General features: G+C 62.5%; 13 protein-coding genes. 12 read left to right on the forward strand and 1 reads right to left on the reverse strand.

Annotation, left to right across the window (positions count from 1 at the left end; all coding sequences use genetic code 11):
• Positions 1–8 precede the first annotated feature (8 nt).
• Complete coding sequence (locus KSW38_RS17185; RefSeq protein WP_216926134.1) at positions 9–1184, reverse strand: zinc-dependent alcohol dehydrogenase; 1176 nt, start codon at positions 1182–1184, stop codon at positions 9–11.
• Between the two features lie 135 nt (positions 1185–1319).
• Between KSW38_RS17185 and KSW38_RS17190 the strand changes: the two genes are divergently transcribed.
• The 12 genes from KSW38_RS17190 (at position 1320) to KSW38_RS17245 (ending at position 12530) form a co-directional block, all read left to right on the forward strand.
• The gene (locus KSW38_RS17190; protein WP_216926135.1) at positions 1320–1523 is read left to right on the forward strand and encodes a hypothetical protein; all 204 of its coding nucleotides are present in this window, start codon (positions 1320–1322) and stop codon (positions 1521–1523) included.
• A 245-nt stretch (positions 1524–1768) separates the two neighbouring features.
• A complete protein-coding gene (locus KSW38_RS17195; RefSeq protein ID WP_216926136.1) occupies positions 1769–2332 on the forward strand; it encodes a hypothetical protein in 564 nt (187 codons plus the stop codon).
• Positions 2333–2359: 27 nt separating this feature from the next.
• The gene (locus tag KSW38_RS17200) at positions 2360–2977 is read left to right on the forward strand and encodes an SIS domain-containing protein (RefSeq protein ID WP_308169418.1); all 618 of its coding nucleotides are present in this window, start codon (positions 2360–2362) and stop codon (positions 2975–2977) included.
• Between the two features lie 90 nt (positions 2978–3067).
• On the forward strand, positions 3068–4138 hold the full coding sequence (locus KSW38_RS17205; protein WP_216926137.1) for an alkene reductase: 1071 nt from the start codon (positions 3068–3070) through the stop codon (positions 4136–4138).
• A gap of 185 nt (positions 4139–4323) precedes the next feature.
• Positions 4324–5022, forward strand: a complete 699-nt coding sequence (locus KSW38_RS17210) for a GntR family transcriptional regulator (protein ID WP_216926138.1) — start codon at positions 4324–4326, stop codon at positions 5020–5022.
• A 181-nt stretch (positions 5023–5203) separates the two neighbouring features.
• Positions 5204–6205 (forward strand): sugar phosphate isomerase/epimerase family protein, encoded by a 1002-nt coding sequence (locus KSW38_RS17215; protein WP_216926139.1) that lies wholly within the window; start codon positions 5204–5206, stop codon positions 6203–6205.
• A gap of 3 nt (positions 6206–6208) precedes the next feature.
• Positions 6209–7957 carry a dihydroxyacetone kinase subunit DhaL gene (gene dhaL / locus KSW38_RS17220; RefSeq protein ID WP_216926140.1) on the forward strand — a complete coding sequence of 583 codons (1749 nt, stop codon included), beginning with the start codon at positions 6209–6211 and terminating at the stop codon, positions 7955–7957.
• 2 nt (positions 7958–7959) lie between these two features.
• Positions 7960–8442, forward strand: a complete 483-nt coding sequence (locus tag KSW38_RS17225) for a ribose-5-phosphate isomerase (protein WP_216926141.1) — start codon at positions 7960–7962, stop codon at positions 8440–8442.
• Between the two features lie 2 nt (positions 8443–8444).
• On the forward strand, positions 8445–9434 hold the full coding sequence (locus KSW38_RS17230; protein WP_216926142.1) for a 3-hydroxyacyl-CoA dehydrogenase family protein: 990 nt from the start codon (positions 8445–8447) through the stop codon (positions 9432–9434).
• Positions 9435–9454: 20 nt separating this feature from the next.
• Positions 9455–10219, forward strand: coding sequence for an SDR family NAD(P)-dependent oxidoreductase (locus KSW38_RS17235; RefSeq protein ID WP_216926143.1), 765 nt, complete (start codon positions 9455–9457; stop codon positions 10217–10219).
• A gap of 170 nt (positions 10220–10389) precedes the next feature.
• Positions 10390–11739 (forward strand): MFS transporter, encoded by a 1350-nt coding sequence (locus tag KSW38_RS17240; protein WP_216926144.1) that lies wholly within the window; start codon positions 10390–10392, stop codon positions 11737–11739.
• Between the two features lie 20 nt (positions 11740–11759).
• A complete protein-coding gene (locus tag KSW38_RS17245; protein WP_216926145.1) occupies positions 11760–12530 on the forward strand; it encodes a triose-phosphate isomerase family protein in 771 nt (256 codons plus the stop codon).
• Positions 12531–12554 lie beyond the last annotated feature (24 nt).

Genomic DNA, 12554 nt, shown 5'->3' on the forward strand with positions numbered 1-12554 from the left:
CCAGGAAATCAGGGCTTCAGCACCACCTTGATGCAGCCGTCCTGCTTCTGCTGGAATTTCTCGTACAAGTCAGGTGCGTCGTCCAGACCACCCGTGTGGGTGACCAGATGCATGACTCCCAGCGGATCGGCGTCGTCCTCTACAAAGGGGAGCAGCTGGTCAGTCCAGTTGCGCACGTTGCATTGCCCCATGCGGAGTTGGACTTGCTTGTCGAACATGGTCATCAGCGGCATGGGATCCGCCTGGCCTCCGTAAACGCCGCTGAGCGAAACGGTACCGCCGCGCCGCACCAGATCCACTGCCGTGTGGAGGGCGGCAAGGCGGTCCACGCTCATGGTCTCCATGGCTACCTGCGCCGGCTTGTCAGGCAGCAACGAAACCGCCCGGTGCAGGAAAGATGCCACCGGGGAGCCGTGGGCTTCCATGCCCACTGCATCCACCACCGCGTCCGGGCCCCGGCCGAGGGTCTCCTCGCGGATCTCCGCGGCGACATCCGGGCTGTAGTTCATGGTCTCCACGCCATGTTCTTCCGCCATCGCCCGGCGCTCGGGAACGGGATCCACGCCAATGACACGGAAACCCTTGTGGACGCCAATTCTGGAAGCGAACTGGCCCACAGGGCCGAGTCCGAGCACCGCCAACGTGCCTCCCTCGGGGACGTTGGCGTATTCCACGGCCTGCCACGCGGTGGGCAGGATGTCCGAGAGGAACAGGTAGCGCTCGTCGGGGAGGTCTGAATCTACTTTGATGGGCCCGTAGTCGCCGAAAGGCACCCGCAGGTATTGTGCCTGGCCACCCGGCACGGAGCCGTAGAGTTCGGAGTATCCAAAGAGTGCAGCCCCTGTACCCTTGGCTTTGACCTGCGTGGTTTCGCACTGCGACTGAAGGCCTTGGTTGCACATGTAGCACCGGCCGCAGGAGATATTGAAGGGCACCACCACCCTGTCGCCCTTCTGGAGCCGGTGGACCTCCGAGCCCACTTCTTCCACGATTCCCATGGGCTCGTGGCCGATGACGTCGCCCTTGTGCATGTAGGGGCCGAGGACTTCGTAGAGGTGCAGGTCCGAGCCACAAATGGCTGACGATGTTATTCGGACAATGACATCCGTTGGTTCCTGGATGGTGGGATCGGGGACATCAATAACGCTCAGCGAGCGCCTTCCTTGCCACGTCACTGCTTTCACAATCGCTCTCCCTGCTTTGGGGCTGGAGGTGTGTCCCGCGCTGCAGGAGACCTTCCCAGCGAAGCAGAGTTGGCAGCGGCGCACAAGGTCTTTGGTAGCCTCGACAGCCCTTGAAGCCCGGCCTACATTGAGGCTATGAGCGAAGAATCGAGCGAACGGGACAAATCGCCTTCTGAACCTTCAAAGCAGGCGGTACCTGACGACGTCGAGCATGGGGACAGCACCCCCGGGACGGGTGACTTTACTACGGAGGTGGACCCTACGTTCATCCCGGACGATAGCGGCGAGACGCCGGAGGAGAAGCGCGCCAGGGAGCATCCAGAGGCGACGGGTAGCTAAAAACACCTATTTTGGGCAGTAGTTGGGCAGTAGTACGACGGCGTCCCCCGCTGACCGGCCTAGTCACCTTCGCACCCACTTTAGTAAGTAACCTGATAATTGGTGTTAAGCTGGTAGGAGATAGCTGTCCACGTGATCAGAAAGCGTTTCGAACGAACACTGGATGGGTACAGCTTTGGGTACTAAGCACAGCATGGGCTAGGGGCGGCGCCCAAACAAAGCCGTTCACGAGGGAGGCAATCCACATGGACACAGGACAACTGGTATTGATCATCGTGTTGGCCGTCGTCGTAGTCGCAGCTGTGATCATTGCAGTGGTAGTTGGACGCAAGAAGAAGACCGAACTCAATCGCCGTCGCGCAGGGGAACTGCGCGAGAAGGCAGACCAGGAAGCCCTCGGCGCACACCAAGCGAAGGCTCAGTCGGCACAAGCTGAGGCAGCAGCCGTTCAGGCAGAAGTCGAGGCCAACCGGCTCCGGCGCGAAGCGGACCGGCATGCGGAGAAGGCCGAAGAAGCCAGCGGGCGCGTACAGGAACACCTGCGCCACGCCGACAAAGTGGACCCCGATGTCAGGACTGGCCGCGACCGGGAGAATGACGCGGATCGTGGACGTGACCGTGACATGGATACACGTGACATGGATACAAGCGAACAACGGCTTACACGGGATCGCTCGGCACGGGAAAGCGCCGTTAGGGAAGAGCCTTTGCGGGAGCGGGCTACGCGGGAGGGCTCTACCCGGGACGATTCTGTGCGGGACGGTTCCGTGAGGGACAGTTCGAGGCGGGACGGAGATAGGAACGTGTAAGTTCCTACGGTGAAACGGAGGCAGGAAGTGAGCATCGTGGTAAGGCGACCGGGCCAAGTGGTGCGCCCGACGGATTCAAGGCAGAACAGGCATGCGGTTGACGTTGTTCTTGGCCATTTGGGCGAGATCGGCCCAGCGGTAGCGGCCTTGCGCCGTGAATCGTCGCGGCTCGCTGAATGGGGGGAGGAACTGGCCCGCGTACGTCTTCGTGGCGGCAGCGTGTTTGCAGCCGGCAGCGATGGCTCTGCGCACGAAGCACAGAGATTCACCTCCGAGTTGGCGGCCCACGACCCCAGGGATGGCTCTGCCTTCAAGGCCATATCTGTCAGCAAGAGCGGCAACGACGGCGCCCGCGGAAGCATCAGTGACCAGATTCGAGGGCAGGTTCGCCGTGGCGACATCGTGGTGTTGCTTGCTGCGAAGGGAATCACGGATGATCTCCGCGAGGCCGCTGCCGCTGCCAAAGCCGCCGGAGCGCGGGTGTGGGCATTGACTGGCAAGGAGTCCAAGGATCTTGCCCAGGCTGTCAACGAAGCGATCTGCATTGACACTGACCCACCGCATGCCGAAGAAGCGCACCTGGTTGCGGTGCTGGCCCTTTGCGAATGCTTCGACGACGCCATGAGGCTGCGGGGCCGGGGCTAAACAGCATGTGATCTGTCTCGCATCCGGAATAGTTGCAGACGCCGCACAGTTGCCAAGAGTGAACCTGATTCATTCTGAAAGGAACTGCGCATGCTGTTTTCCCCCTTGGCACTTGGTGAGCTCGAACTTCCCAACCGACTGGTGATGGCGCCCCTGACCCGGCTGCGGGCCGGCGCGGAAGGCATTCCGGGTTCACTGATCGCCGAGCACTACCGGCAGCGCGCTTCCCTTGGGCTGATTGTCAGCGAGGGAACGTACCCGACGCCGGCCGGTCAGTCGTATCCAGGCCAGCCTGGTCTGGTGACGGAAGCGCAGATCGCGGGCTGGAAGACGGTCACTGACGCCGTCCACTCTGAGGGTGGGCGCATCTTCGCCCAGGTCATGCACGGTGGCCGCGTTTCGCACGCGGACATCACGGGCGGCCACGAAATCGTGGGCCCGAGTGCTGTTGCCATCGAGGGTGATGTCCGCACTCCCAGCGGCAAGCAGCCGTACCCGGTGCCGCGCGAACTCCACACGGACGAGCTCCCGGGAGTCATTCAGGATATTGTCACCGCCTCCAAGAACGCGATTGAGGCAGGATTCGACGGCGTGGAACTCCACTCCGCCAACGGTTACCTGCTGCATGAATTCCTTGCGCCCAACTCGAATGTCCGTACCGACAGCTACGGTGGGTCCCCGGAGAACCGTGCGCGCTTCGTGATCGAGACCGTCAATGCGGTGGTTGAAGCACTTGGCGCGAACCGCGTTGGCATCCGCATCTCCCCGGAACACAACGTGCAGGGTATCGCCGAGACGGATGCCGCGGACGTCCGCGCCACCTACGAAGTCCTCGTGGAGACCATTGCGCCGCTCAACCTTGCGTACCTCAGCATCCTGCACCACGACCCCAAGGGTGCCCTGGTCCAGGATCTTCGCGAACGCTTCAATGGCACGTTCCTGGTGAACACTGGCTTCAGTGAAATCACCACGCGCGAGGAAGCTGTTGCATTGGTGGCCGATGGCCTCGCGGACGGCGTTGTGGTTGGCCGCCCCGCCATTGCCAACCCGGATCTCGCGCGCCGCTGGCGTGAAAGCCTCCCGCTCAACGAGCCGGACGCCTCCACGTTCTATGGCGAGGGTGCAAAGGGTTACACGGACTACCCGCTCTACGCCAACTAACCGCGCAGAACCCCAGCAGGACCGCGACGCCGGCACTCACCCGAGTGCCGGCGTCGTGCGTTAAGCGTGTGCCCGCCCAACTAGGTCGCACTTAAGCGCGTTTTGAGCGCTCAAAACGCGCGCTGCTGCGACCTAGTTGGGAAAGAGGGGTCGGCTGGTGCTCGCGTTCCTATAGGATTTGTGGCATGTCTGAACCTTCGCCGGCTCTTCCCCGCCCGGGCTTTCCCGTCAGCCGCCAGGTGTTGGCCGACCACGTTTATGAAGCCCTCCTCGAGTGGCTCATGGATGGTCGGCTCGAACCCGGGGCAGCCGTCAGCATCGACGGAATGGCGCGGGAACTGGACGTTTCTCCCACCCCCGTGCGTGAAGCGCTGGCGCGGTTGGAGCATACAGGCATGGTGCGCCGCGTGGCGTTGAAAGGGTATCGCGTAGCCCCCGTGTTCACGCGGGAGGACTTCGCCGAACTCATGGAAGCACGGCTTTCGATAGAGCCAGTGAATGCCCGCCTCGCGTGCGAGCGCATGACGTCGGAAGGCTTGGACGCCCTGAAGCAGGCCGTTGAGGATCTCAGGACGGCACCGCGGGGCGGCACGTTTGCTGAGTACCGCAGCTACCTCGAGGCTGACGAGCGTTTCCACCAGTTGATCGCGGCGCAAGCCAGGAACCAGTTCCTCCTCGCCGCCTACAACACGCTGGGCGGTCAGATCCAGCGGTTCCGCTTGTTTGGGGGAGTGGGCATCACGGATGCGGAGCAGGCTATCGCCGAGCACCAAGCCGTGCTGGACGCGATGTCCACTGGGGACCCGGGGAAAGCGGCCGAAGCAATGATCAATCACGTGGAAAAGGTACGGGGTCGGGCAATGGCTGACGCGCCTGAAGACTGAAAACCCACAAGTCCGTAAGGGCTCGTCGCGAATGCGGCGGGCCTTTTTCGTGCGATCAGTGAGCCCCTTCACAGACATATGTAAGACATATAGGATCTAGGAAGTTTCGCGAAAAGGGTTGACAGCTTTGCTTCGTTCATAAATCCTATAGGAAACAGGATTCCACGAAGGAGTGATCATCATGGCGTATACCGCCGAGAATTGGCCCATCACCGCGGCCCTCCTGCAGTTCCCGGGCATCGACGCTGCGGGGCGGCACATCAACGACGCCGACGCTTCCGTTTGGGCTGCAGTCTTGCAGGAAGTGAAGGAGGCTGGGTTCGCAAACGCGGACCTCACCGACAGCTGGGTCCGCCCGGGCGATCTCAGCACGGAGCGTCTGGCCGAGTTCAAGCAGACGGCTGACGAAGTGGGCATCGGGGTTCCGGTCATCTCCGCAATCCGCCGCAGCATCATCCACCAGACGGACTGGGCCGACAACCTCGCCTACAGCCACCGCACCATCGACGCCGCGGCGGAGCTTGGATGCGAGGTTGTCTCCTTCGGACTTCACCAGGCCATCACTCCGGAGCAGCAGAAGCAGTTGTGGTTCTGGACGGTGGAGGGTTACAAGGACCCGGTAGGCGACAAGGAAATGTGGGGCAACGCAGTCTCCCGCCTTCGTGAACTTGGCAAGCACGCAGCCGAAGCCGGCATCCTCATCTCCCTGGAAATGTACGAGGACACCTACCTCGGCACCGCTGATTCATCCGTACAGCTGGTCCAGGACATCGGTCTGGACAACGTCGGCCTCAACCCGGACCTCGGTAACCTGATCCGCCTGCACCGTCCCATCGAGGACTGGCACGAGATGGTGGCCAAGACCCTGCCGTACTCCAACTACTGGCACATGAAGAATTACATCCGCGACGAAGATGTGGCCCGCAACAGCTACATCACCATGCCCGCACCCATGGAAAGCGGCTTGATCAACTACCGCGAGGCATTCAAGTTTGCTCTCTCGGTCGGCTTCCAGGGCATCCTCTGCACGGAGCACTACGGTGGCGACGGGCTCAGCGTCACGGCCAGCAACCAGGAATACCTGCGCCGCCACGTCCTGCCGAAGACCGAGGGCTACAAACTTGGCACGAGCCAGGTCGCGCAAGGCCGGCAACAGCCCGTCACGGAACTCGCAGGAGTCTAAGGAATGACACAGATTTTCGACAACCCGGCAGACTTTGCCGATGAAGCCCTGGACGGCTTCGTGGCTGCCAACCGCGGCTACGTTGCCAGGGTAGATGGCGGCGTGGTCCGCTCCACCGAAGTACCTGGCGGGCAAGTGGCGTTGGTGGTCGGCGGCGGTTCCGGGCACTACCCGGCCTTCGCCGGATTGGTCGGCCCCGGACTCGCAACCGGCTCGGCCTGCGGCAATATGTTCGCCTCCCCGGCCGCTGGCCAGGTGTACCGCGTGGCCAAAGCAGCCAATGCCGGAGGTGGGGTTCTGCTGAGCTACGGCAATTACGCTGGCGACGTTTTGCATTTCGGCCAGGCACAGCTCCGCCTCAACGCCGAGGGCATCGAAACGCGCACTGTCACCGTCACGGATGACATCGCAAGCGCTCCGATCGACCAACTCGAGAAACGCCGCGGCATCGCGGGCGACCTCACGGTTTTCAAGATCGCAGGCGCCGCAGCCGAAGCGGGACTGAACCTTGACGACGTCGAGCGCTTGGCCATCAAGACCAACTACCGGACCCGGTCCCTCGGGGTGGCCTTCGACGGTTGTACCCTGCCTGGTGCCAAGGATCCGCTGTTCCACGTCTCGGCCGGGCAGATGTCCCTGGGCCTCGGAATCCACGGTGAGCCCGGGATCTCGGAACACCCGATGCCCACCGCGTCCGAGCTTGCACAGCTTCTGGTTTCCAAGCTGCTCGCTGACAAGCCCGAGGGTTCGGGGGACCGCGTTGTGGCGATCGTCAACGGCCTGGGCACTGTGAAGTATGACGAACTCTTCCTGCTGTTCGGTAAGGTCGAAAAGCTGCTTACCGCTGCTGGTCTCACCGTTGTTGAACCGGAATGCGGCGAACTGGTGACCAGTTTGGACATGTCCGGACTGTCCCTGACGCTGCTCTGGCTGGACGATGAACTCGAACAGTATTGGGCAGCGCCCGCCGATACCCCCGCTTTCCGCAAGGGCAGCATGGCACCCCGCGCAGCGCGCGCCGAGGCAGCAATCGTCGACGCCGAAACCGCCGACGTCGAACAGTCCACCCCTGCGGCGGCGGAACTCGGGCGGCAGGCCGTGGCGATGCTCGCCCAGGTCCGCGATGTCGTCGTCGAACACGAAGACGAGCTCGGCAAGCTGGACGCTATCGCCGGCGACGGTGATCACGGAATCGGTATGCGTCGTGGCGTCGACGCTGCGGCTGCTGCGGGCGAAGCCGCATCCGGGTCTTCGGTAGCGCGAATCCTCCTCGCGGCCGGCGAGGCCTGGAGCGAACGGGCAGGCGGAACATCCGGCGCGCTGTGGGGTTCGGCGGTCATCGCGGCCGGCCAAGCACTCGGCAACCGCGAAACGTACAGTGCCAACGACGCCCGAGCCGCCGTTTCCGCCTTCGTCCTGGCCATCACCGAACTCGGCAAGGCCGAGCCCGGAGACAAAACCATGGTTGACGCACTCCTGCCGTTCCGGGACGCGTTCCTGACAGAGCTCGACGGCGGTGCTCCCGTTGACAGGGCACTGGCAGCAGCTGCTGCGGCTGCTGAATTGGCTGCCGCGCAGACCGCTGAACTTCGTCCACTCAAGGGCCGGGCCCGGCCCCTTGCCGAGAAGAGCCTCGGCCACCCCGATCCCGGCGCAGTCTCCTTTGGTCTGATCGCCACAAGGATCTCCCACCACATCGATTCACTACTGGCCAGTGCTGCTTCAGCGGCTCCGGCCGGAAACGGAGCCTGAGAATGAGCGAGACACAAGGCTGGCGCATCGTCGTCGGCAATGACGAAGCCGGAGTGGAATACAAGCAAGCGCTCTTGGCTCTGCTGGAATCCGACCCGCGTGTGGCATCAGTGACCGATGTTGGAGTCGGTGCCAACGATTCCACGGCCTATCCCCACGTCGCCGTCGATGCCGCCCGCAAGGTAGCCGACGGTGAGTTCGATCGGGCCCTCCTGATCTGTGGCACTGGGCTGGGCGTTGCCATTGCGGCCAACAAGGTCCCCGGAATCCGTGCGGTTACTGCCCACGACAGCTACTCGGTGGAGAGGTCCGTGCTGAGCAATAATGCGCAGGTCCTCACGCTCGGTCAGCGGGTGATTGGCTTGGAACTGGCCAAGAAGCTCGTAGGGGAGTGGCTCGGCCACCGCTTTGACCAAAACTCATCCTCCGCCGCCAAGGTGGACGCCATTTGCTCCTACGAGCCCAACTACACGAAGGCAGTCTGATCATGACCACTCCTGAAGCAAGCGAAGGCACCGCGAAAAGCACAGCCCGGAAGATCGCCGTCGTCGGCTCCGGTTACATGGGCGGCGGCATCGCCCAGGTCCTGGCGCTCGGCGGAGCGCGCGTGGCTTTGGCGGATGTGTCTGCCGAGATCGCGCAGAAGAACTTCGATCGCCTGCTGGTCGAATCCGATCAGTTCATCGCCGATGGTCTGTTCCCGGCCGGATCCACTGAAATCCTCAAACAAAACCTCTGGGCTGCGAAGGACATCGAGGAAGCCGTTGCTGATGCCGACTTCATCGAGGAATGCGTTCCCGAGGTCCTGGAAATCAAGCATCAGACCCTGGCCCGGATCAGCGCCGCGGCCCGGCCGGATGCCCTGATTGGCTCCAACACCTCGACGATTTCCATTGCCGCACTGGCAGAAGCCGTGACAAACCCGGAGCGGTTCCTGGGCGTTCACTTCTCCAACCCGTCACCGTTTATCCCCGGCGTCGAGGTCATTCCGCACGCCGGCACTGACGCCGCCACGGTGGCCGCTTCCCGCGAGCTGGTCCACGCGGCCGGTAAGCAGACGGCCGTCGTGAAGGACGTTACGGGTTTTGTGCTCAACCGCCTGCAGTACGCGCTGTTCCACGAAGCTGCGCAGCTGGTGGAGCAGGGCATCGCAACAGCGGACGACGTCGACACTCTGGTGCGTACGACGTTCGGCTTCCGCTTGCCGTTCTTTGGTCCGTTCGCGATCGCGGACATGGCCGGTCTGGACGTCTACAACTTCTGCTACAAGTCCCTTCAGACCGGCTTCCCGGAGCGGTTTGCGACGCCGAAGATCCTGTCGGACCTCGTGGAGGCAGGCAAGCTCGGCACCAAGACAGGCGCTGGTTTCCTCAACGTCCCCGCCGAGCGCACCCCGGAACTCATCGCGTACCGGAACAAGGCCTACGTCGCCATGCAAAAGCTCATTGAAGAGCTTGGCCCGGCACCCATCAACTAACTCTTTCCTAGGAGAAACACATGACTTTCCCCGCTGAACGCACCGCCATCGTCACCGGCGCCCTTTCCGAGCGCGGCATCGGCAGGGCCACGGTGAACTACCTGGCCGCCCAAGGTTGGAACATCGGCATCATCGACCTGGATGACGCGGCCTGCAAGGCTGCGGCCAAGGAAGTTGCTGCAGAGTACGGGATCCAGGCCCACGGCGTGGGCGCGAACGTCGCCAGCGAAGCCGAAGTCCGGGCAGCGATCGATGAACTGGAAGCCGAGCTGCCGCAGATCGTCGCCTTGGCCAACGTTGCCGGCGTCAGCTCGCCCATCGGCTACCTGGAACTCGAACCTGCCGAGTGGGATCGCGTCCTGAACATCAACCTCAACGGTGTCCATTACGCCACCCGTCGAGTGGCCGAATCCATGGTAAAGAACCGGATCGGCCGCATCGTGAACATCTCCTCGGTCTCTGCCCAGCGCGGTGGCGGAACGTTCTCCAAGACTCCCTACTCGGTTGCCAAAGCCGGTGTCATCGGCCTGACCCGTGCCACAGCCCGGGAACTCGGCGAATACGACATCACCGTCAATGCGATCTCACCCGGGCCCGTCGATACCGACATCATGGGCGGCACGCTGAGCCAGGAACGCAAGGACGAACTGACCAAGGACCTCGTGGTGAACCGCGTGGGCTCAACCAGGGACATCGCAGCCGCGATCGCCTTCCTCATCAGTGAGGACTCCGGCTTCATCTCCGGACAAACACTGAATGTGGATGGCGGGCTGTACATGCATTAGGCCCCGCAAGGGAACTGACCACATGAAGACCTGGACTAGAGAACGCAAGATCTACCTTGCCGTGGGCATCCTTGCCTGCGCAGTGGGCATGGTGCTCATTTTCTTCCCGCGCTGATGGCGCGCTTCCTTAGCCATCACAACCCCAACTGATTGCTCAAAGAGGAGTTTCAATGTCCGTTGCCTCAACTTCCACCAAGGAGTTGCTGGATTCGCCGATCCTGAAGTCGGCGATCTCCAAGGCTTCGCTGCGGCTGATGCCCATGCTCGTCATCCTGTACGTGGTGGCATTCCTTGACCGCACCAACGTGGGCTTTGCAGAAGCTGCCCTTGGGGTGGACAAAGGCATCACGGCAGGGGCTTATGCCCTGGGTGCCGGTATCTTCTTCATCGGCTACGCACTGTTCGAGATCCCCAGCAACCTGCTGCTCACCAAGTTCGGCGCCAAAGTCTGGCTCGCACGCATCGCCATCACCTGGGGCATCGTGTCCGCGTGCTTCGCCTTCGTGCAAGGTGAGACGTCGTTCATCATCCTTCGCTTCCTGCTGGGTGTCACCGAGGCAGGACTCTTCCCAGGCGTGATTATGTTCCTCGCCGCCTGGTTCCCCAACAAAGTCCGCGTGAAGATGTTCGCTATCTTCTACCTGGCTCAGCCCCTCTCCCAGATGCTGGGTGCTCCGCTGTCCGGCTGGCTCATCAACATCGGTGACCAGGTTCCCGGGGTCGCCGGATGGCAGGTCATGTTCTTCGTTGAGGGTTCGTTGGCCATCGTGGCCGGCATCGCGTCCTTTTTCTTCCTCATCAACAGCCCACAGGACGCCAAGTTCCTGAGCAAAGAAGAGAAGCTTGCCCTGACCGATGTCATGGCACTGGAAGACACTGTCAAGGAAGAATCAGGTCCGCGCGGCGTCTTGGCTGCCATGCGCAACGGCCGTGTCTGGTACTTCACCGTCATCTACTTCTGCCTGCAAGTAGCTGTCTATGGCGTCACGTTCTACTTGCCGCAGCAGGTCTCCCAGCTCACCGGCCAAAAGGTTGGGCTCGCCGTCGGACTCCTGGCCGCTATCCCGTGGTTCTTCGGGATCTTTGCCTGCTATTTCGTTGGCAAGGCTGCAAACACCGTGGCACGTCGTCGCCGCTGGGGAACCGCACTGTTCGTATCCACGGGGCTCTGCATCTTCGGCTCGGCTTGGGCCGGCGCCAACCACCTTCCCGCGCTGGGCATTATCTTCATCAGCCTGGCGGTGTGCAGCTTCCTGTCCACCGGTCCCATTTGCTGGTCATATCCGACGGCGTTCCTCACCGGAACTGCCGCGGCCGCGGGCATCGGGCTGATCAACTCGCTGGGCAACCTCGGCGGTTTCGTCGCACCGATCCTTCGCACCACGGTTAACGAAGTCACGGCCTCGGACACGGGCACCATGGGTGTCTACGCTCTGGGCGTCCTGCCGTTCCTGGCCGCGTTGATGATGTTCGGTACCCGGGCCTTCAGCAACAAGGCCGACGAGTTGCTGGCCAAGTAAAGGTGGATGCCCAAGTAGCCGTGAACATTCCTGCTCCTGCTTCCGCCTTGTTCATCGGGGTCAGTACCAAGATGTACATGGGTTATGCGCAGAGTTTGGCGTGGCTGGAGCAGTTGCTGGCAGAAGTGGACGCCCGTCCGGCCCTTGCGGCCGGGCGGGTGGTCCCGTTTGTGATCCCCTCCTTCCCGGTGCTGCCCACAGCGTCTGCGATGCTTCAGGGTTCGCCAATGGTCCTTGGAGCCCAGAACTGTGGGTGGTCGGACGGGCCGTGGACTGGCGAAGTCTCACCGTCGATGCTTGCCGAGCTTGGTGTCGGCCTGGTGGAGATCGGCCACGCGGAACGGCGCCGTTACTTTGCCGAAGACGATGCCATGGTGGCCCTTAAGGTCCGTGCCGCCGTCGACGCTGGCCTGACGCCACTGCTGTGCGTGGGGGAGGGCGTGGTTGCTGAACCTGAAGATGCCGCCGGTACCGTCTTCCGGCAAGTCAAAGCGGCCGTGTCCGGAGACTGGTCCGTCGCTTCCCAACTGGTGATCGCCTACGAACCCGTATGGGCCATCGGTGCTGCAGAGCCGGCGTCGGCTGCTTATGTGTCCCAGGTTGTAGCTGCACTGCGTGTATTGCTCACTGCCCACGGGTTGGAGGAGCTGCCCATCATTTACGGTGGCTCAGCCAAACCGGGTCTGCTGCCGAGGGTGGACGGTGTCTCCGGACTCTTCCTGGGCCGCTTCGCTCACGATGCCACCAATTTCGGCCGTGTGTTGGACGAGGCCCTTTCCCTGCCCAACTGAGTAGCAGCAGATGCCTTTATGGAG

It is taken from the genome of Paenarthrobacter aromaticivorans, from assembly GCF_019038615.1.
Classification (GTDB): domain Bacteria; phylum Actinomycetota; class Actinomycetes; order Actinomycetales; family Micrococcaceae; genus Arthrobacter; species Arthrobacter aromaticivorans.